Source organism: Pseudomonas sp. 44 R 15, from assembly GCF_900004965.1.
GTDB lineage: Bacteria > Pseudomonadota > Gammaproteobacteria > Pseudomonadales > Pseudomonadaceae > Aquipseudomonas > Aquipseudomonas orientalis_A.
Map to the genome: position 1 here is coordinate 68,150 of NZ_CVTU01000122.1, position 20,589 is coordinate 88,738.

20 protein-coding genes are annotated in these 20,589 nt (G+C 61.7%); 13 read left to right on the top strand and 7 right to left on the bottom strand.

Annotated elements, in window-relative coordinates:
- Positions 1-173: 173 nt before the first annotated feature.
- Positions 174-1,394: an alginate lyase family protein gene (locus BFP93_RS26615; RefSeq protein ID WP_065895562.1), complete on the bottom strand. Its 1,221-nt coding sequence runs from the start codon at positions 1,392-1,394 to the stop codon at positions 174-176.
- A 233-nt stretch (positions 1,395-1,627) separates the two neighbouring features.
- On the opposite strand from BFP93_RS26615, the gene BFP93_RS26620 reads away from it, so the two are divergent.
- Positions 1,628-2,317: a response regulator gene (locus BFP93_RS26620; protein WP_065895563.1), complete on the top strand. Its 690-nt coding sequence runs from the start codon at positions 1,628-1,630 to the stop codon at positions 2,315-2,317.
- A gap of 20 nt (positions 2,318-2,337) precedes the next feature.
- Positions 2,338-3,513, top strand: coding sequence for a sensor histidine kinase (locus BFP93_RS26625; protein WP_370671684.1), 1,176 nt, complete (start codon positions 2,338-2,340; stop codon positions 3,511-3,513).
- Positions 3,514-3,624: 111 nt separating this feature from the next.
- On the opposite strand, the gene BFP93_RS26630 is transcribed toward BFP93_RS26625, so the two are convergent.
- Both BFP93_RS26630 and BFP93_RS26635 read right to left on the bottom strand, forming a co-directional pair.
- The gene (locus BFP93_RS26630) at positions 3,625-3,981 is read right to left on the bottom strand and encodes a type II toxin-antitoxin system RelE/ParE family toxin (protein WP_065895565.1); all 357 of its coding nucleotides are present in this window, start codon (positions 3,979-3,981) and stop codon (positions 3,625-3,627) included.
- A 2-nt stretch (positions 3,982-3,983) separates the two neighbouring features.
- On the bottom strand, positions 3,984-4,274 hold the full coding sequence (locus tag BFP93_RS26635) for a type II toxin-antitoxin system ParD family antitoxin (RefSeq protein ID WP_065895566.1): 291 nt from the start codon (positions 4,272-4,274) through the stop codon (positions 3,984-3,986).
- Between the two features lie 221 nt (positions 4,275-4,495).
- Here BFP93_RS26635 and BFP93_RS26640 point away from each other — a divergent pair, with 221 nt between their 5' ends.
- From BFP93_RS26640 to BFP93_RS26685, 10 genes are all read left to right on the top strand, one after another.
- Positions 4,496-5,401: a LysR substrate-binding domain-containing protein gene (locus tag BFP93_RS26640; protein ID WP_065895567.1), complete on the top strand. Its 906-nt coding sequence runs from the start codon at positions 4,496-4,498 to the stop codon at positions 5,399-5,401.
- Positions 5,402-5,475: 74 nt separating this feature from the next.
- Positions 5,476-6,303, top strand: a complete 828-nt coding sequence (locus BFP93_RS26645) for a DMT family transporter (protein ID WP_065895568.1) — start codon at positions 5,476-5,478, stop codon at positions 6,301-6,303.
- A gap of 29 nt (positions 6,304-6,332) precedes the next feature.
- Positions 6,333-7,094 carry an SDR family oxidoreductase gene (locus BFP93_RS26650; protein WP_065895569.1) on the top strand — a complete coding sequence of 254 codons (762 nt, stop codon included), beginning with the start codon at positions 6,333-6,335 and terminating at the stop codon, positions 7,092-7,094.
- A gap of 204 nt (positions 7,095-7,298) precedes the next feature.
- On the top strand, positions 7,299-8,327 hold the full coding sequence (pstS, locus tag BFP93_RS26655) for a phosphate ABC transporter substrate-binding protein PstS (RefSeq protein WP_065895570.1): 1,029 nt from the start codon (positions 7,299-7,301) through the stop codon (positions 8,325-8,327).
- A 74-nt stretch (positions 8,328-8,401) separates the two neighbouring features.
- A complete protein-coding gene (gene pstC / locus BFP93_RS26660) occupies positions 8,402-9,370 on the top strand; it encodes a phosphate ABC transporter permease subunit PstC (protein WP_065888296.1) in 969 nt (322 codons plus the stop codon).
- Complete coding sequence (gene pstA, locus BFP93_RS26665; RefSeq protein ID WP_065895571.1) at positions 9,367-10,260, top strand: phosphate ABC transporter permease PstA; 894 nt, start codon at positions 9,367-9,369, stop codon at positions 10,258-10,260. The genes pstC and pstA overlap by 4 nt, the downstream gene beginning before the upstream one ends.
- Positions 10,261-10,336: 76 nt before the next feature.
- Entirely contained in the window at positions 10,337-11,098 is a 762-nt protein-coding gene (pstB, locus tag BFP93_RS26670) for a phosphate ABC transporter ATP-binding protein PstB (protein ID WP_065888298.1), read from the top strand.
- 95 nt (positions 11,099-11,193) lie between these two features.
- Positions 11,194-11,892: a hypothetical protein gene (locus BFP93_RS26675; RefSeq protein WP_065895572.1), complete on the top strand. Its 699-nt coding sequence runs from the start codon at positions 11,194-11,196 to the stop codon at positions 11,890-11,892.
- The gene (locus tag BFP93_RS26680; protein WP_065895573.1) at positions 11,892-12,494 is read left to right on the top strand and encodes a hypothetical protein; all 603 of its coding nucleotides are present in this window, start codon (positions 11,892-11,894) and stop codon (positions 12,492-12,494) included. Before BFP93_RS26675 ends, BFP93_RS26680 begins: the two co-directional genes overlap by 1 nt.
- 416 nt (positions 12,495-12,910) lie before the next feature.
- The gene (locus BFP93_RS26685; protein WP_065895574.1) at positions 12,911-13,540 is read left to right on the top strand and encodes a LysE family translocator; all 630 of its coding nucleotides are present in this window, start codon (positions 12,911-12,913) and stop codon (positions 13,538-13,540) included.
- A 222-nt stretch (positions 13,541-13,762) separates the two neighbouring features.
- Here the strand turns inward: BFP93_RS26685 and BFP93_RS26690 are convergent, their stop codons facing one another.
- On the bottom strand, positions 13,763-15,037 hold the full coding sequence (locus BFP93_RS26690; RefSeq protein ID WP_065895575.1) for a glycoside hydrolase family 68 protein: 1,275 nt from the start codon (positions 15,035-15,037) through the stop codon (positions 13,763-13,765).
- Positions 15,038-15,339: 302 nt separating this feature from the next.
- Here BFP93_RS26690 and BFP93_RS26695 point away from each other — a divergent pair, with 302 nt between their 5' ends.
- Positions 15,340-16,671, top strand: a complete 1,332-nt coding sequence (locus tag BFP93_RS26695) for an APC family permease (RefSeq protein WP_065895576.1) — start codon at positions 15,340-15,342, stop codon at positions 16,669-16,671.
- A gap of 284 nt (positions 16,672-16,955) precedes the next feature.
- Here BFP93_RS26695 and BFP93_RS26700 read toward each other — a convergent pair whose 3' ends face one another.
- Genes BFP93_RS26700 through pvdM form a run of 3 tightly spaced genes read right to left on the bottom strand, consistent with a single transcriptional unit; the run spans position 16,956 to position 20,483 of the window.
- Entirely contained in the window at positions 16,956-17,828 is an 873-nt protein-coding gene (locus BFP93_RS26700; protein WP_065895577.1) for a dihydropyoverdine dehydrogenase, read from the bottom strand.
- Between the two features lie 28 nt (positions 17,829-17,856).
- The gene (locus tag BFP93_RS26705; protein WP_065895578.1) at positions 17,857-19,125 is read right to left on the bottom strand and encodes a pyoverdine-tailoring periplasmic protein PvdN; all 1,269 of its coding nucleotides are present in this window, start codon (positions 19,123-19,125) and stop codon (positions 17,857-17,859) included.
- Complete coding sequence (gene pvdM, locus BFP93_RS26710) at positions 19,122-20,483, bottom strand: pyoverdine-tailoring dipeptidase-like protein PvdM (RefSeq protein ID WP_065895579.1); 1,362 nt, start codon at positions 20,481-20,483, stop codon at positions 19,122-19,124. Before pvdM ends, BFP93_RS26705 begins: the two co-directional genes overlap by 4 nt.
- Positions 20,484-20,589: the final 106 nt, after the last annotated feature.

Here is a 20,589-nt window from a genome sequence, read left to right on the forward strand (position 1 = left end):
ACCCGGCGTCCTGCCGGGTTGCCCACGGATTCAAGCCTGCGTTCGGCCAGCGTGGTTTAACGGGGCGCCTAGGATCAAAAGCAGATCAAGATCACGAGCGACTCGCTTCGCATCGTGGTTACCGTTGACCGCTATGCATAGCCACGATCCGGGCCGTTCGGCCCCGGCGTCGCTTACGGCACCAATTCAGCATCTGACACGCCATATTCGCCCAACGAATACAGCAATGTTCCATACCCCAGTTGCTCGTAACCGCCGCTGTCTCGGCCATAATCGCCGCCGCCACCTTCCACCTGGGCCTTATTCGCCATGGCTTTCACATTCGGCGCGCTGAGGCTTTTGCGCACGACGTAATGGTTGTAAAGCAGCTCCCATATCGGACGGATTTCGCCCCGATGGTTGGGCGAGACGACGCTCTGTTTGAACCTGCGATCGAGCAAAGGGGTAAACGGTACGTCCTGGCCCAGGTTGTACTGGGCCACGTACTCGGCGCCCTGCAGTACGCGGTTGTTCTGGTAGCCGAACAGGTCGTCGCCCTGGCTCCAGGCCATTTGGCAGAAGCTGCCGAGCAAGGCGATGTCGAGCAGGGCGTATGCCTGATCCCGCCCGCTTTCCTGGACTTGACCCAGGCCATTGCCGTGGAGCTTCCAGACGGCGTGTTCGATGGCGCCGTTACCGCTGCCGTGCTTGAAGTAGTCGACGGCCTCGTTGTAGAGGTCGCGGCGATCCGTCAGTACGCCGATGGCCAGTATCGAGTTCATGTTGGCCAGGTCCCAACGGGCGCCGTGACGATCAGGCGGGCTCCCATCGTGGTGCAGCAGGAAGTCATGATTGATGGGATAGAACACGCTGAGCAGCATGCCCTGAAATCGATGAAAGTCTGTCGCCTGCCACTTCGGGTAGCTGCGCAGCAGTTCGGCCGCGTTGGCCAGTTGATAACCGGCCAAGCCTGCCGCCAGGGACTTGTCGGGCTCGCCCTTGATCGCGGTGAGGGTGGAAGACCACTGGTTCAAAATGCCCACGGCCTTGTCGGCATAGGCGGGGTCTTGCGAGATCTGCCAGCGCAGGGCCAGTGCATAGGCTGCGGCGGCGTCGTTGAACAGTGTGCTGTCGTTATTCAAGCCATCTGAAGTGCGGTACACCACGGGCAGCGGATCGGCCTGCCAGGCCAATGAGGCATGTGGATTGGCGATCAGCTTTTGCCAGCCGGCCAGCCATGGCGCGTTTTGGTTGGCCAGTTTTTCGCGTATTCGCGTGAAGTCCGTCTGGGTCTGGAGCAGGCCCGGATGGACGAATGCATCGGCGGGCCGAGGGGAGGAGGCTTGACTGTCGATACTTATCGACAGCGCGCCGAGCAGCACGGCCATCGTGCAGAGGTGCTTGAAAGAAATCATCGGGTGTCCAACTTTATCCGGCGTAGACAGCCGTACGAACAGGGCCACGCTCGGCCCCAAGGATGAAAAGGCTGGCGCTTGCATGGAGCCTTTCAGGCGAGTGGATAGGCTTGGACAGCGGTGCGGTGGTGAGCATAGGATCGGTTCGCGAAAGTCGGGCACAGGGCAATCCTGGCAGCGGACTTTCAATAAACCATTCGTAAATTATCAAGGTTTCATCAAGAGGCTTCTTTGTGTCAGGAAAACGTATCCTCATTGTCGAAGACGACGCCGACAGCGCCAGCATTCTCGAAGCCTATCTGCGCCGGGATGGCTATGAGGTGGCCTTGGCCGAAGACGGTCAGCGCGGTCTCGACCTGCACAAGAGCTGGCAGCCCGACCTGATATTGCTCGACGTGATGCTGCCGCGCTTGAGTGGCACCGAGGTGTTGTCCGCCGTGCGCCGCAGCAGTGACACGCCGGTGATCATGGTCACGGCCATGGGCGACGAACCGGAAAAGCTTGGCGCCTTGCGCTACGGCGCAGATGATTATGTGGTCAAGCCCTACAGCCCGCGTGAAGTGGTGGCGAGGGTACAGGCGGTGCTGCGACGCACCACCGGCAACCAGCCAGTGGCACACCTGTTGCGCCATGAGAACCTGCGGGTGGATCTTGACGCTTTTACCGTAGCCATCGAGCAGGGCGATGCAGCACCGCAATGGCTGGAGCTGACGCCGACGGAATTCAAGCTGCTGGTGACGTTGCTCCAGACTCCGTCCAAAGCCTTCACCCGTGACGAACTGCTGGAAATCTGCCTGCCGGAAAGCGAAGCCCTGGCCCGTGTCGTCGATACCCATGTGCACAACCTGCGCCGCAAGCTGGAATCCCATGGCATCGCCGGGGTGCTGGTGACGGTGCGTTCCATTGGCTATCGGTTCAGGTAAACACCATGTTGGATAAACCCATGCCGGATAAATCACCGATCAACGACAAACCGCTGTGGCGCTGGATCGGCATGCGCATGAGCCTGCTGGCGATCGGCGCCGTGGTGGTGATCTCGGTGTGCATGTGGCTCAACATCACGTTGTCGGATCGGGATTTTGTGCAGCACCTGCCGCCGGGGCTGCGCGAAGAGCTGCAGCAACTGCGCGCCGACCCAGGACTCAACGAGGCGCGCTTGCGTCAATTGGTGGCCCAGTACTACCCGCTGGACTATTTCCAGCCGGCGATCGCCAATCAGGACTGGCTGGTACTGGTTGGCCTGGTGCTGGCCGCCATCCCCATCATCATTGCCTGTGGCCTGTGGTTTTCGCGGCCCTTGTCCAGTCAGTTTTCGACGATTGCCCAGGGCGCCAGGCGCGTCGCCGGTGGGGATTTCCTGACGCGCCTGCCGGTCCACCGCGATGCACCCGACGAGTTGCAACGGCTGGCCGGCGACTTCAACAGCATGAGCACCCAACTGGAGCGCTATGAGCGTGATGTGCGCGAGTCCAGCGCGGTCATTGCCCACGAACTGCGCACGCCGTTGAATGCCGCCATGGGGCGCGTGCAGGGTATGCTCGACGAGGTGTTTCCCAGCGATGCCGCGCAGTTGGGCATGGTCAAGCGTCAGCTCGATCAGTTGAGCAAACTGGTGGATGATTTGCACCTGCTGTCGATGGCCCGGGCTGGCCGGTTGGTGCTCGAGCGCAGCGATTTTCCCCTGATGGCGCTGGTGGCCGAACGGTTGGCCTGGTTTGAGCCGCAGTTGGATCAGGCCGGTGTTCGCACGCAGATTACTATGGCCGAGGGGCTGCGCGTGCATGCCGATCGCGATCGCCTCGGGCAGGTCATCAACATTCTGGTTGATAACCTGTTGCGTTATGCGGCAGGCGGCGGTGAGTTGAATATCATGGCGTGCCAGGTTCAAGACCTGATCGTGATTGAAATCGGCGATCGCGGCCCGGGTATCGAGGCACAGCACCTGGACAGCGTATTTGATCGCTTTTGGCGGGCGGAACGCTCCCGGGCGCGTTACTCGGGCGGCAGCGGGCTGGGCTTGTCCATCGCCAGGGCAATCTGCCAGGCCCATGGCGGCGCCTTGACCGCCAGCAACCTGGCCGAGGGTGGCACGCTGATCAGGGCGCAGTTTCCGGTGTAGGGGCGGCGTAGGCGTCCAGTGCGAGGCGTGCATGCAGGTCGTCGGGTGTGGCGGGGCGGATGTACCGGTCCATCTTTGCAGGCAAATGTTTGTCGTTTGAAGTTGGCAACTTCACTCGTCCGGCAGGTGCAGTTGCACGTCCATTGCGTCGTGAAGACACCTGACGACTTCAACCGCTTTATCGTGCGCTAGCCGGTAAAACACGATATGGCGAGGGTTCTTCACCGTTGCATGGCGTGGGTTTGCGTGTTGGCGCGAATGACTGAGGTGATAGCTTCTAAGCCCCGGTGCAATTTCATCGCGGGCGCGGCTGGCGACGTGATGGGGCGTTTTGGCGAGGGTTTGCAGGGTCGTCAGGATCAGCGTCTGATAGCGCTTACGCGCCGATTCACCGAATTGCATCTGGGAGTGCCGGAGAATATCGACGATATCGCCACGTGCAGCATCGGAAATTCGATAGTGCGGCATGCTCAGGTTTTCCCCCGCGCAGGGCGCGTCGCCTCCAGGCCCAAGCCGTCGAGAAACTGTTCAATATCGACTTCGGCCAGCGGCGTGAAGCGGCCTTGTTCAAGGTCCATCAGGCCCATTGAGGTAGCTTGCCGCAGGGCCTGAAGTTTAGCGGCCTCTTCGGCAACGCGCTGTTCCAGGAGGCGCAAGCCCTCACGCATGACTTCGCTGGCATTCTGATAACGGCCGGATTGAACCAGGTCCTGGATAACCTGTTCGTGGTGCGAGGTGAGGACGACGTTTCGTGTACCCATGGTGAGCTCCGCTGCGGGGCGTATTCGATCGTTGGCATATTATGCCATCGCGACATTTGCATGTAGTGCATTGGCTCGCCATTCGTCTTCTCGCTTGCGATTCGGATAATGAAAGCGAGTGCCAGCCCCAACCATCATCAGCGTAATCACCCTTGGACCGGGTTAACATGAGCCTGAGCTCATGCCCTGCCTGTTCCTGCCCACTCACCGAGACCCTGCCTATGAGAGACCTGCCGCCGACCGCCACCTTGCGCGCATTTGAAGCCGCCACGCGGCATCCGACCTTTACGGCCGCCGCCCAGGAACTGCATGTGAGCCAGAGCGCGGTCAGCCATCAGCTCAAGCACCTGGAAACGCTGTGGGGGCTGCAGCTGTTTGAACGCGGTCAACCGCTACGCCTCACGGCGGCGGGGGCTACGCTGGCGCCCATCGTGCGCGAATTCTTCATCAGCCTGGAGGCAACCCTGGGCGACCTGCGCGAGCAAAAAGGCCGGGTGCGGCTCAGCGTCAGCACCACCTATTCGTTCGCACTCAAATGGCTGTTTCCGCGCTTGCCGAGCCTGGCCCGTCAGCACCCCGAGCTGTTGGTGTCGCTGGACACCACCGACAAGATCATCCACTTTGCGCAGGGCCAGGCGGATGTCGCGATTCGGCTGGGCAAGGGCAGTTATCCTGGTCTGTACTCGGAGTTTTTGTTCGGCGAGCAGGTGTTTCCGGTGGCCAGCCCCGACTTGTTGCAACGCCTCGGAACCCCGCGTGATCCGGCCGAGTTGTTGCGTTTGCCGCTGCTGACCCGCGATGGCGCCGAACTGGTGCCGAAATGGGAGGCGTGGTTCCAGTCTGTCGGGCTGGCGTTTTCACCGCTCAGGGAAAGTGTCAGGTTCGGCGACAGCAATATGACGGTCGAAGCCGCGTTGCTCGGCCAGGGCGTAGCGTTGGTGCGCAGCGGCCACGTAGAAAACGAAATCAGCGATGGCCGTCTGGTACGGCTGTTCGATGTGCCGTTCCCATCGCCGCTGGCCTACTATTTCGTCTGCCCCAAGGGCATCGAGGCGCAGCCGCACGTCCTCAACTTGCGCCAGTGGTTGATGGGCGAAGCACTGAAAGTGCAACAGGCGGCTCAATAGGGTATGAGTATTCGTTCATGCTGCAATGAGCAAACTTCGCTGTCGTTCCGGTGCCGGGCTGCCTAACATGGCGCATGCCTATTCATCTTGTTTGCCTGGTTCTTTTCGCCGCGCTCCTGCACGCCAGCTGGAACGCGCTGCTGCGTGGCGGTGCCGACCGGCTGTGGTCGATGACGGTAATGTGCATTGCCATCGCCATCACCTGCAGCGTCGCCGCAGCGTTCATGCCAATACCCGCCAGTGAGAGCTGGGGGTATGCGCTGCTGTCAGCATTACTGCATGTGGGCTACAACCTGTTTCTGGTGCGCAGCTATCGAGTCGGTGACCTGGGGCAGGTCTATCCGATTTCGCGTGGGTCATCGCCTGCGCTGATCACCCTGGGGGCCGCCGTGTTTGCCGGCGAGCGCATCGCGCCCGGCCAGTTGCTGGGTATCACGCTGGTCTCCGGCGGGATCATTTCGCTGGCCTTCAAGGGGCGCAGCCTGTCGGTTCCCAGCCTGCCTTATGCGCTGGGCACCGGCTGCTTCATCGCGGCCTACAGCGTCGTCGACGGCATCGGTGCCAGGCTCTCCGGCGCGCCGCTGGCTTACACTGCGTGGATGTGCGCCTTGTGGGGCGTGCTGATGCCGATGGTGTATATCGGCCTGCGCGATGCCCGCAGCTTGTTCAGTGTGCGGCCCGGCCTGTTGACCGCCGCGCTCGGCGGGTTGGTCTCCTTGCTGGCCTATGCAATCGTTATCTACGCCATGAACGAAGCGCCCCTGGGCGCGGTGTCGGCATTGCGCGAAACCAGCGTGCTGTTTGCGCTGTTGATCGGTTACCTGTTTCTCGGCGAGACGCTCACCCTGCGCCGCATCCTGGCCTGTGTCGTGATCGTAGCCGGCATCCTCATCATCGGCTGATACAGCCAACAACGCAGGAGGTCATTCAAATGGACAAGGTCACACAGGCACCCCTGATCCTGATCACCGGAGGCAGTCGCGGCGTGGGTGCAGCCACCGCTCGACTGGCCGCCGCCAGGGGCTATGACGTCGCGATCAGCTACGTGGCCAACGAACCGGCGGCGCTGGCGGTGGTGGCGGATGTGCAGGCAGCGGGGCGCAGGGCCCTGGCCGTGCAGGCCGACAGCGCGGACCCCGAACAGGTCGCGCAGTTGTTCGCAGCCATCGACCGCACGTTCGGGCGCATTGATGTCCTGGTCAATAACGCCGGGGTGCTGGCGACCCAGTCGCGCCTGGAGGATCTTGGCCATGAACGCATGCAGCGCATCTTTGCGGTCAATGCCATCGGCCCCATGCTCTGCGCCCAGCAGGCGGTCAAGCGCATGGCTTACCGGCACAACGGGCCGGGCGGGGTGGTGATCAATGTCTCTTCGGGCGCCGCACGCCTGGGCAGTCCCAACGAATACATCGACTATGCCGCATCAAAAGGCGCCCTGGAGACGTTTACCATCGGGCTTTCCAAGGAAGTGGCGCGCGAGGGCATACGCGTCAACTGTGTTCGCCCCGGGCACATCTACACCGACATGCACGCCAGCGGCGGCGAGCCGGGCCGCGTCGATCGCGTCAAGGACTCGATTCCCATGGGGCGCGGCGGCCAACCGGAGGAAGTAGCACAGGCCATTCTGTGGCTGGCCGGCGCCGAAGCGTCGTTCGTGACCGGCACCTTCCTTGACGTGACGGGAGGCAAGTAAGCCGGCGGGCGTCTTCGTCTCGTTTGCGCTCGAAAGGGACGAATTCGCCTGGTAGTCGCAATTTGTTACGAAGCAATCACGGCAAAATGCCAGTTTGCGCCGGCAAAAGGGGGCAAAAACGCGCCTGCCATGGATTTTTCATAAAATCGTAACAAAGCTGCTGCACAGTCCCGGGAGCCCGAAATTACACCACGGAGTTCCTGAATGAAAAGCTTGATGAAGTCTGCTGCACTCGCCGTCGCGGTTTCCCTGAGCGCCACCTCGGTGTTTGCTGCCGAAAGCATCCGCCTGACCGGTTCCGGTGCCAGTTTCCCGGCCCCGATCTACCTCACCTGGTTCAAGGATTTCAGCAAGAAAAGCGCGGGCGTCACGGTTGACTACCAGTCCAAGGGGAGCGGGGCCGGTGTGCAGGACTTCCTGAACAAAACCGTCGACTTCGCCGCCAGTGACTCCGCGATGAAAGACGAAGACATCGCTAAGGTTGCCGAGGGCGTGCAACTGCTGCCGATGACCGCCGGTGAAATCGTGTTGGCCTACAACCTGCCGGGCAACCCGAAGGGCCTGAAGCTGCCGCGCGATGTGTACTCCGATATCTTCCTGGGCAAGATTACTCAGTGGAACGATCCCAAGATCGTTGCCGCCAACCCGGACCTGAAGCTGCCGGCTACGCCCATCACCGTCGTGGTGCGTGCGGATTCCAGTGGCACCACCGCGGTGTTCACCAAGCACCTGGCGGCGATCAACCCTGGCTTCAAAGAAGCATTGGGTGAAGGCAACACCGTCAACTGGCCGGCCACCGACAAGTTCATCAAGTCGCCCAAGAACGACGGTGTGACCGCCACCGTACGCCAGACGCCAGGCGCGATTGGCTATATCGAATACGGTTTCGCCAAACTGGCCAAGGTTGACTTCGCCCAGTTGCAGAACAAGGCCGGCCAGTACGTTGTGCCCAATGCCGAAAGCGGTGCAGAAGCACTGGCTGCGGTGAAGATGCCGGAAAGCCTGGTGGCCTGGCTGCCGGACCCGGACGGTGCCAAGTCCTACCCGATCACGTCCTACACCTGGATGATTTTCCGCAAGGAGAACGGCAACCCGGCCAAGGCCAAGGCCATGCGTGAAATGGTCGAGTACAGCCTGACCGAAGGGCAGAAAATCGCTGACTCCATGGGCTACATCCCGCTGCCGGCTTCGGTAGTCGAGCAGGTTCGCAAAGCCTCCGCCAACATCCAGTAAGGCGTGCCAGGTCGCTTCCGGGATGGGCAGTCAGCCATGCCGGGAGCACTTCTTCCCTGTTTCGGAATTAACCCATGAACACACCTTTTGTCGTACCGGGTAACCCGGACTCTGCGTGCCAGCCACCGTCCACCAAGGACTTCGTGATGGATCGCACGTTCCGTGCGCTTGCACGCATCGGCGTGGTGCTGGTGTTGGCGCTGGTCTTCGCGCTGGTGTTCGAAGTAGGGCGCAAGGCCCTTCCAGGCATGGAAAAGCACGGTTTTGACGTGCTGCTGGGCAGCGTCTGGGATGTCAACCAAGGCAAGTACGGCATTCTGCCGGCGATTTGGGGCACGCTGTACAGTGCTTTTATCGCGTTGATGATCGCCGGCTTTTTTGGCGTCAGCATGGCGATCTTTCTCACCCAGGATTTCCTTCCCGCCAAGCTGGCTGCGGTGTTTCGCACCATCGTCGAATTGCTCGCGGCGATCCCCAGCGTGGTGTACGGCCTGTGGGGCATCTATGTAGTTATCCCCGCCATCCGCCCGCTGACGGCGTGGCTGAACACGGAACTTGGCTGGATTCCCTTTTTCGGTACATCCCTGAGCGGGCCGGGCCTGCTGCCGGCCGCGCTGGTGTTGGCGATCATGATCCTGCCGACTATTGCCGCAGTGTCCCAGGACGCGCTTACCGCGGTGCCGATGAAAACCAAACAGGCCGCCTACGGCATGGGCACGACGCACTGGGAAGCGATTCTCAAGGTGATGGTGCCGTCGGCCGCCACCGGTATCTTCGGCTCCCTGGTGCTGGGCCTCGGCCGCGCCCTGGGGGAAACCATGGCCCTGGCGATGCTGGTGGGTAATGCAAACAACATTTCCCTGTCTCTGTTTGCACCGGCCAATACCCTGGCGGCCTTGCTGGCGCTGAACTTTCCCGAGGCCGGGCCCAACGAGATCGAGGTGTTGATGTATGCGGCGCTGGTGCTGATGTTCATCACGCTGCTGGTCAACGTGGCGGGTTCGATGCTCATGCTCTACGCCCAGCGGGGGACCAAACAATGACCAACCTCACCACGCCTGCCGCCGCGCCGCCCAGCCTGCAGCGCCGCTTCGAAGGCCGCGCCCTGCGCAGCCTGGTCTTGACCACGCTGGTCTGGTTCGGCGCGCTGCTGGCCAGCGTACCGTTGATCTCCGTGCTGTATATGCTGATCACCCGAGGCGGTGCGCGCCTGAGCCTGGAGCTCTTCACCGAATTGCCGCCGACCGGTTTCGAGACCGGCGGCGGCTTCGGCAACGCCATGGCCGGCACCCTGGTGATGGTCGGCATTGCGGCGGCGATCGCCGTGCCGGTCGGTATCCTGGCCGCCGTCTTTCTAGCGGAACTGGGGCCTGACAGCAAACTGGCGAGCGCTGCGCGCTTTGCCGCCAAGATGCTCACCGGCTTGCCGTCCATTCTGGCCGGGGTGTTTGCCTACGCACTGGTGGTGATGACTACCGGAACCTACTCGGCACCGGCAGGTGGCGTGGCGCTGGCCGTGCTGATGCTGCCAATCGTGGTGCTGACGGCCGAAGAGTCGATGCGCATGGTGCCCAAGATCATGAAGGACGCTGCCTACGGTATGGGCTGCACCCGTTCGCAGGTGATCTGGAAGATCGTCTTGCCTACCGGCCTGCCGGCGATCCTGACCGGCGTCATGCTGGCCGTGGCGCGCGCTGCGGGCGAAACCGCGCCATTGCTGTTCACTGCGCTGTTCAGCAACTACTGGATCTACCACGACGGCAACCTGGCCGTCATGAACCCGACAGCCTCGTTGGCCGTGCTGATCTACAACTTCTCCGGCATGCCTTTCGACAATCAGCTTGAACTCGCGTGGGCGGCCTCGCTGGTGCTGGTGATGATCGTGCTGGTCGTGAATGTCGTGAGCCGTATTTTCGGCAAACCCAAGTACTAAAAGCGGGAGCACCTGAATTTTGAACGTATCCACTGCGCAAATAGCCGCTCCGTTTGTGACCGAGTCGCCTGTGGTCATGGACTGCAAGCTGGACAAGATTTTCTACGGCAACTTCATGGCCGTGCGTGACAGCCACGTGCCGATCGAAAAAAACAAGATCACCGGCTTCATCGGGCCTTCCGGCTGTGGCAAAAGCACCGTGCTGCGCAGCCTCAATCGCATGAATGACCTGGTCAAGGGCTTTCGTTTCGAAGGGCATGTGCATTTTCTCGGCCAGGACGTGTACGGCAAGGGCGTTGATCCCGTGGTCGTGCGCCGTTACATCGGCATGGTGTTCCAGCAGCCCAACCCGTTCTCGATGAGCATCTTCGACAACGTCGCCTTCGGTCTGCGCCTCAATCGCTACAAGGGCGATCTGGGCGACCGCGTCAAACACGCGCTGCAGGGCGCCGCCCTGTGGGACGAGGTCAAGGACAAGCTCAAGGTCAGCGGCTTGTCGCTCTCCGGCGGCCAGCAGCAACGCCTGTGTATCGCGCGCGCTATCGCCACCGAGCCGGAAGTGTTGCTGCTGGATGAACCGTGCTCGGCGCTCGACCCGATCGCCACCCGACGCGTCGAGGAACTGATGGTCGAGCTGAAGAAGGATTACACCATCGCGCTGGTGACCCACAACATGCAACAGGCGATCCGGGTGGCGGACACCACGGCGTTTTTCTCGGTGGATATTTCCCAGGGCACGCGCACGGGGTATCTGGTCGAAATGGGCCCGACCGCGCAGATTTTCGGCAAGCCGCGCGAGCAAATGACCGAAGACTACATCAGCGGCAAGTTCAGCTGAGTAACACCGTCCGGCCTGGGCCGCCCACATGCAAGCGCCAAACGGACTTGGCGTGAATCGGTAGATTTTTTACCTCGTGTTTCCAAGGAGTTTCAATGTCTGTAACGCATCGCCTTGATTTACCTGCCATTGAGCGCGCATTGCGCGAAGTGCAGGAGCGCTTCGCCGAGCTTAGCCGGCACTTCACCGAGCCGCGTGACCCCTTGACCGACGAAGTGCTGCTCAATGTGCTTGAAGGCTATGCGTTGATTGACGACTATGTCGCACGCGGCGTGGACCTGTTTGATCTTCATCAGCTGAACCTGATGCTGGAAATCAACGCCACGGTGCTGTGCGGTCGAGACCCGGCGCGGCGGGTGGAGTACGCCCAGCACCTGGCGGCGACCGAGGAGCATTTCTTCAATAACGTCGAGGGCGGTATCAAGGACCTGTTCAACTGGTATTGCGCGTATCGCAGCGAATCGGTCTGGAAGCGTGCGGCCGGCGTCTATGTGCGCATCCTCAGCAAGCCGCAGTTGTTCATTGAAGGCAACAACCGCAGTGGGTCGCTCATCGTCAGCTATTTGCTCATGCGTGCAGGTTTGCCGCCGTTCGTGCTGACGCTGGAAAATGCCGAGGGTTATTTCAACCCATCCTCGGTGATACGCAACTCTGCCAAACATGGTGTCAAGGCGTTGTATGAATTGCCCAAGATCAAGAAAAAGTATGCAGCCTTCCTGGAGCATCAGGCGCCTGATCCAGGCAAGTTTTTCCTGAGCGGCGCGCGGCTGCCCCTGCGAGAGAGAGGCCACTGATGCGCCGATTCAAGCGTCAACGCCTGCGTATTTCATTTGATATCGATGACACGCTGGCCTGTCAGCTGCACCACTGCGCTGTCGAAACCAGCTGGCTGCCGGCTTGTGTGCATCGTTGGCTGGGGGAGCCGTTGCGCATCGGCACGCGTGCCCTGATCCGCGACTTGCGTCGCCAGGGTTGCAGTGTCTGGGTCTATACCTCGTCCGGTCGCACACCGTCCTACATCCGCCGCTGGCTGTTGCTCTATGGAATCCGCGTCGATGGAGTGGTCAACAGTGTGCTGCATAACCGCGCCCTGACCGGGCACGGGCTGTGCAATGCGCCTTCGAAGTATCCGCCGGCATTCGACATCGACTTGCACGTCGATGATTCCGAGGGCGTGCAGATTGAAGGCGCTGATCATGGATTCCGCGTTGTCGTGGTCGATCCGCAGGACATACGCTGGACGCAGAAAGTCCTGGATGCCGTGGTCGTTGTCCGCGCGCAGCTCGGTTGGCCGCGGCTGATCAGCCCCAAAGCGCCGCGCAATGCCGGGCTATCGCTTGAACCGAGCAGGCCTGTCGCCCCCTCGATCCTGGCGCGTGGGCAATGGTCCGGTTGAATGTATCCAGGACAATTCTTTGTGTGTATCAAATGGCGGGCGTTGATCGTTCCCTCGCTCCGCGTGGGAATGCATCCCGTGACGCTCCGCGTCACCTTGCGCAGGTAAAGCAGGACGCGGAGCGTCCAGGGCGGCATTCCCACGCAGAGCGTGGGAACGATCATGTAGCGATCATGTAATGGTCGGGTTGAATGTATTCAGGACAATTCTTTGCGTGTATCAAATGGCGGGCTTAGGCTCGCATTTACATACAGCAGGGAGGCGAACCCGGCGCGCAGGATGCAACCGTTCCAGCGGCGTCGGATCGATTGAGGCATGTTCAGTCACGTTACGGTCGGGTGCACCGACCTCGAAAAAGCAGCTCATCCCCATGGCAGCACGCCTCACAACGCCCGTTGCGGCGATCTGGAGCGCCCATGCTAGAGCCATCGACGCTTTTGCTGTTTGCGGGGGCCGTGTTGCTGTTACTGATGTCTCCCGGCCCCAACATGGCCTTCGTGATTGCGCACGGCGCCAGCTACGGCTGGCGTGGCGGCGTCGCTGCTGCGTTGGGAATCGGCGCGGCCGACCTGGTATTGACCGCGCTCACCGCAGCCGGCCTCACGGCCGCCATAGCGCAGTGGCCCCCCTCGTTCGACCTGATCCGCTGGGCCGGTGCGTTCTATCTGCTCTGGATGGCCTGGAACGCCCTGCGGGTGCGTGCCGCACGTTCAACGCATGCCACCCTCCAGGCGTCGCTGATGTCGGTGTTCATCCGAGCGATGCTTAACTCTTTGCTCAACCCCAAAGCGTTGCTGTTTTTCATGGTATTTTTGCCGCAGTTCGTTGTGCGCGGCAGTTCTGCGGTCGCCCTGCAAATAGTGACGCTGGGGTTGGTATTAACCTTGATCGCGATCATTTTTCACGTCGTGCTGGGCCTGATGGGAGGAATCATCCGGGGTTATGCGTCCCACCACGGCGAGTCCGCAAAGTGGCAGTCGCGGGGCCTGGCATTCGTATTGGTGTTGCTGGCAGTTCGCTTGGCGTTCACGTCGCGGCCGGCATGAGTTATACGGGTAGCCGGTGCGTACTTGCATAAAAAAGCCACTCGATCGAGTGGCTTTTTTATCCTGTGAATTTCGATCGTTCCCACGCTCCGCGTGGGAATGCATCCCGTGACGTTCCGCGTCACCTTGCGCAGGTAAAGCAGGACGCGGAGCGTCCAGGGCGGCATTCCCACGCAGAGCGTGGGAATGATCAAGCCATGCTACGACGTCTGTTGACCTTGCTTATTTGAGCGTGACGTCAACCATCGGCGGGATGTAACCGTAGTCATACTCGGCGACCACGAATGTCTGCTGCCCTTTGATCTTGATGCCCACGGTCGGTGCCTCGGTGCCGCCGATGCGCACCTGTGTCCCGCCTTCGCCGGTGGGTACGCTGTCGATGAAGGAGGTCACCAGGCCGTTGGGCATCACGCAGTGCGAGTAGGTCTGGAAGGGCTGGGAAGACGGATTTCCCAGGACCAGGCCGGAACCGTTCAAGGGCACGTAAGGGCCGAACAGCGAGTCGGCGACAAAACCGTACACACCGTCCGGCCCGGTTACCCCGTCGCCATAGGTGAAAGTGTGGCTGATGGTGAACAGATAATACTTGCCGTCCTGGAACACGAAGTGCGGACGTTCGGTCTGGTCGTTGACGCCGACTGCGGTCAGCAGCGGCGGCAGCATTTCCCAGTCGTCGCCGTCTTCGTCACGGGCCACGGCGATACCAACGCAGGCGGTCTGGAAACGCGAGTTGCCGACGTCTTCATAACCGGGCGGCACATCGCCGATTTCTGCCTTGCCCACCTTGTGCGAGCCGCGCTCGCCGGCCACGTTGCCTTCGAACAGCATGTACAGCTTGCCGTCCTTCGGGTCGCGGAACGGCCATGGATCGCGGAAACCCCAGAAGGCGTTCTGCGCTTCGGTCTGGTACATCTTGCCGTCGGCCTCGAACAGCGGCTTGACCTTCTCGAAGCCCACCAGGCTGACGCCATGCTCGGTGGTCACCACGCGGCCACGCACCTTGACGATGGTCGCGCCGGGTGTGACGGCGGTGTAGTACAGGTCCACCTCGCCTTGCTCGTTCAGCAGGATCGGCGTGCCGGCCCATTCGCGCACCGTTGGCGAAACGCCTTCAGCCATGACCCGGCCGCCGAGTTTCCAGTCCTTGCCGGTGCGGGAGTACCAGTAGTACATCTTTGCCCGACCGTGGCGATCGGTCCAGTCGCGGGTGATGTCGTAGTTACCGTTCTCATCGAGGTACTGCGGGTCGTTGGGGTGACGGTCTGCGGTCAGGGTGAAGATCACCGACCAGCCATCGACGGAAGTGATATTTCCGTCAATGTCGCGCAGCGGCATGGTGTCCCAGATAAACACCTTGTCGCTCAGCACCGGGAAGTCGGCACTGACCAGCGGCTGGGTGGTGGTGGGGTCGTCCGCATGGACTTTCAGCGCATCGGCGCGGGTCCACAGGCTGGGCAGGTGGGGTGTTTTGCCAAATTTTTCAGTGGTGCTTTTCATAGGTAACCTCGTCCGTGAAGCTAAGTTGATACTGTATTTATATACAGTCATTTGACTTTAAAAGACTGGTTCCCTCGGGTCAAGGGCTAAAATGCATTTATGCATATTTTTGCGTGATGCCTTGGCTGACACGTTTCAGCTATGGATTTTTACAGACGTTCGCGTTCGGCCGGGAGGTAGCTAAGGGAGCCGCTACTAAATAAGGAACTTTGGCCCCGCAGGCCTTCTCCATTGCAGATAGCCCCGCCTCAGCCGGCCTGCGCCGGATGATCGCTGACTGCAACCCGCCGCCAGAGCCGCCCATGACCGAACCCAGACCCAGCCACGCCGAACCTTCCACGCCGTCCCTGCGCCGCGCCGTGACCGGCCCGATGTTGTTCCTGTTCATCCTGGGCGACGTGCTCGGCGCCGGCGTGTATGCGCTGGCCGGAACCATTGCCGGCCAGGTCGGCGGGGCGATCTGGGTACCGCTGCTGGTGGCGTTGTTCTTCGCCATGCTCACGGCCGGCTCGTACGCCGAGTTGGTGACCAAATACCCCCATGCAGGCGCTGCTTCGGTGTTCGCCGAAAAGGCGTTCAAGTCGCCGCTGATTTCGTTCCTGGTGGGCTTTTGCATGCTCGCCGCCGCCGTGACCAGCGCCGCCGGGCTCTCCCTGGCGTTTGCCGGTGACTACCTGGCGGCGTTCGTTAACGTCTCGCCCCACGTGGCGGCGCTGGTCTTTTTGCTGGTGATTGCGCTGTTGAATGCGCGCGGGATCAAGGAATCGCTGGGCGCCAATATGGTGATGACGTGCGTGGAGCTGTCCGGGCTGCTGTTGGTGGTGGTCGCCGCAGCCTGGTGCTTGCAGGCCGGCGAGGCCAACCTGGGGCGGGCGTTCGAATTCAAGCCCGGCATCAACCCGATGCTTGCCGTGCTCGGCGCTGCACTATTGGCATTCTATTCGTTCGTCGGCTTTGAGACGTCGGCCAACCTGGCGGAAGAAATCCGGGGTGTGCGCAGGATTTACCCGCGCGCGCTGTTCGCCGCGTTGATCGTGGCGGGTATCGTGTATATGGCGGTTGGTGTCGCCGCCTCCGTGGTGTTGCCGATGGACAAGCTCACAGCCACGTCGGCACCGCTGCTCGAAGTGGTGCGCGCCTCGGGCCTGAATATTCCACCGCAACTGTTTGCCTTCATTGCCTTGGTCGCGGTCGCCAATGGCGCGCTGCTGACGATGGTCATGGCCAGCCGCCTGACCTACGGCATGGCGCGCATGGGCCTGTTGCCGGAGCCGTTGTCACGCGTGCTACCCAAGCGCCGTACGCCCTGGGTGGCGATCATTGCCAGTACGGCCGTGGCCATAGCCCTGACGCTGACCGGCACGCTGGCGGCATTGGCCGAGACGGTGGTGTTGTTGTTGCTGTTCGTGTTTCTCAGTACCAACCTGGCGGTGCTGGTATTGCGGCGTGACACCATTGAGGAGCAGCATTTTCGCGTGCCGAGCTGGGTGCCGGTGCTGGCGATTGTTTCGTGCCTGATCCTCCTCAGCCAGCAAAGCCTGGATACCTGGATGCGAGGCGGGGCGCTGATTGTGTTGGGCATGGTGCTGTATGGCTGCAATCGATTGGCGACGCCAGCGGTGCAGGCGGGTTGAGTACACCAAACGGGTAGCGGCCCATGCCGCCGATGGCGGTGTGTCAGGCGCAGATGCATGCACTGACCCTCCCTCATCGGGGGCAAGCCCCCTCCCACATTGGACTGGTGTACGGCTTGGGGCTCGCGTACTGCCCGAAAACCAATCCAGTCACGCCGCGTCTGCTGGTGAATACATTCTTCCTGACGCATGGCGCTCAAATGTGGGAGGGGGCTTGCCGCCGATGGCGGTGGGTCAGTTGCAGAAGCATTCACTGACCCTCCCACAGTGGATTGGTGCATGGCTTAGAGATCGCGCACTACCCGGAAACCAATCCAGTCACCGCGCGTCTGCGGGTAGATGTTGTTGCGGTTGCCGGAGCGGGAGAACACTGGCGCCTCGCCCCAGTCATTGCCGCGAATCTGGTAGGACTCGCAGTTCGGTTCCATCCAGGCACTGCCGTCAGTCGGTGCACCGATGTAGTTCGGGTGTTCGCAATCGGCAACCCGTTCATACACATTGCCGTGCATGTCGTACATGCCAAACGCGTTCGGCGGGTAGCTGCCCACCGGTGACGAATAGCTGTAGCCGTCCGCCGGGCCGTAGGTGTTGGCGTGCCTGGCAATGCTGTAGCCCTTGCCGTCGTCGAACGGGAAGGGGAACGGCCCGCGGGTGCCGGCGCGGGCCGCGTATTCGCGTTGGGCTTCGCTGACCATGTGGTACTGCTGGCCGGTTTTTTTCGACAGCCAGGCCACGTAGTTTTTAATGTCGTCCATGTCCATGCACACCGCCGGCTGGCGCGGGCCCTGGGGGTAGCGCGGCTTGCTGGCGATGCATTCGCGGCCGGGACGATCATCACCATTGGCGATCTTCACCCCGGTCTGGCGGACATAGCTGTCCCATTCACCGGCGGTAATGTGGAAGCGGCTCATGGCGAAGGGCTTGGCGAAGGTCACTTCATGCATCGGGCCTTCGTCCGGTTCGCGGCCGACTTCGTCTTCCGGGGTGCCCATGGTGAAGGTGCCCGCAGGCAATACCACCATTTCCGGGCAGTCCTTGCAGCCCTTGAAGACTTTGCCCGGTTGCGGTGCCGCCGCCTGGGCCATGCCCGGGAGCAGGGCGCCGCACAGTACGGTCAGCGCCAGGGCTGTCAGGGGTTTGAGTCGAAATGGCGTCATGTGAGCGTCTCGTTCAAATAAAAAAAGGTCACAGCCGCTGGCTCAGCAACGCCATGAAGCGCTGGATCTCATCCGAGCTGTTGAGCAGGCCGGGGGAGGTGCGGATCACCGGCCCGACATCACGGTCCACGGCGTCGATCACCACTCGGTTTTTCATCATGTAGCTGGCCACCGCATCGCAGTCCTGGCCCTTGACCCGAAAGAAGGTAAAACCTGCCGACAGCGCTGGACTGCGCGGCGTGACCAGTTCTATCTGCGGATGCGCCAGCAGTTGCGCTTTAAGCTCGGTGTTGAGTGCGTGGATACGCGCCTGCACCGCTGCCTTGCCCAGTTGCAGGTGCAGCTTGAAGGCTTCGTCGGCGGCCCAGCGATGCTCGAACGCGTGGTAGCCGCCGGGCGTCATGGTGGTGGCGAAATCCTTGTCTTCGGAGAAGGTCGGCACCATCGGTGTGACGTAGGCGTTTTCGGCGCTGCGAGCGCACACCAGGCCGGTGCCGCGCGGGCCGAACATCCACTTGTGGGTGCCGGCGATGAAGAAGTCGCAGTGCATGGCGGGGAAGTCGAGATTCTCCACGCCGAAACCGTGCACGCCGTCGACCACGTAGAGCAGGCGGTCGTTGTCGTCGCGGTTGCGATTGTATTCATTCACCAACTGGCCGATTTCGCCAATCGGCAATTTGACACCGCTGCCCGACTGCACCCAGGTCATGCCCAGTACGCGGGTGTTGGGGCGAATATTGCGCTGGATATTGCCCAGCACTTCATCGGCGGACACGCCGCTGGCGCTGTCGAACAGCCGGATGCGGCGTACCTGGGTGCCTTCCCTGCGCACGCGAAAATCCAGCACGTTCTGCGTCGCGTAATGCTCATGCTCGGTGGTGAGGATTTCCTGGTCGGCGCGCACCTTGATCCCGCCATAAATCATCGCCAGCCCTTCGGAGGTGCTGCCGGTCAGGGCGATCTGTGGCGGTGTGGCGTTCAGGTAGCGGCCCGCCCATTCACGCACCTGGCCTTCGCGTTTCCAGGTTTCCTGCAGGTCCCAGTCCATCGCCAGGCCGGGGTTGCGGTCGATCTGCGCACGGTAGCGCTCAATGGCCTCGCGCACCGGCCTGGGGTGCGACGCGACCAGGAAGTTGGAAAAATGCAGGTAATCCGGGTCCTGGTTGAACAGCTGTTTCAAGCCTGTCCATGGGTCGTTCGTGGCGGCGGCCAGCGCCTGGGGAATCAGCGTGTTGCCCAGCGGCAGGCTGGCGGCCAATACGCCGGCCTGCTTGAGGAATGTGCGACGGTCGGTCATGGGCTGACTTCTTGATGGGCCAAGGGTTTGGCGGCTTTCTGGACCTGCTCCCACACCCGCAGGAAGTTGCCTCCCCACAGCTTGGCGATATCGGCTTCGGAATAACCGCGCTGGATCAGTTCGGCGGTGACGTTGCGCACTTCGCCAACGTTCTCCCAGCCCTGCAGGCCACCGCCGTCGTTGAAGTCCGACGCGATGCCGACGTGGTCGATGCCGATCTTGCGCACGGTGTAGTCGATGGCATCGCCCCAGTCCTTGAGGGTCGCCTTGGGTTCTTCCTCGAGAATCGCGTACAGCTCGCTGGCGTACTGGCCGAAGCGCTGTTCGGGCCACGCGGCGATGATCGCATCGCCCGGCATCAAGGCCATCGCCAGGTTCGGCAGCGGCGGCAAGTCGAAGCGGGCGCGCAGGGCGTTGAGCTTGTCCTGGGTCGGCTGGCTCAGGGGGCGCAGGTAGGCAGGAAAGCCCACCACCTGCACCACGCCGCCGCTGCGCTTGATCAGTTGCAGTTCCTTGTCGCTGAGGTTGCGCGGAATGTCCACCGACGCCCGGGGGGCCGAGTGGGACGCTACCATCGGTGTACGGCTTAACTGCGCGACCTGTTCCAGGGCTTTGGTCGACATCTGCGACACGTCGATGATCACTCCCAGGTCATTGAGGCGCTGCACCGCTTGCTGGCCGATGGGCGACAGGCCCTCGAGGGCGTCGGTGGTGTCATTGAAAAACGGCAGCGGGCGCGACGAGTCCGACCAGGCGTTATTGCCGATGTAGCTGAAGCCGAACATGCGCATGCCGCGCGCCGCCCACAGGTCCAGCTGGTTCAGGTCGTCACCCAGCGGGTAGGCGTTGAGCATGCTGATAAAGATCGCGAACTTGCCTTCGCCGTGCAGGCGGCGCATGTCGTCCGGGGTGTAGGCGATGCCCACCTGGTGGGGGAAGTCGCGGACCATGCCGGAGATGATTGTGTAGCGCACCTCCTGCTCATGGCGGGCTTCCTCGACAAAACCGTCGGTGGGTTTGTGCGGGGCGTTGGGGCCGTTCCAGATTTCCGGCCAGCCGAAAATGGTCAGGGCCGCGCCGGATAATCGGCCGCGCGCCGCTTTGGCCAGGTCGAACTGGCCGCTGCCATCCTTGTCGGCTTCATTGCCGGCGGTGCCGAAGTCCATGGGCACGGTGATATGGCTGTCGAACGACAACAGGCGATCCTGCATTTCATTGGCCTGCTTGATCACCTCCAGCGGGTAGCCGGCGTTGCCTTTGAACCAATGATCCCAGACCAGAAAGCCGGCCCCGGCAGCGACCGCCAGTGCCAGCGGCAAGCCGATATACAGCGCCTTTTTCGAACGTGGTTTTGTCATTGCCATCTCAGTCAGTTGAGGCCTTTGCTATCAGGGAAGAACGAGCGATGACCGGGGAAATTTAGCGGGCGCTGCCCGGGCGGTAAATTTCCCCAGGTTGCAAACG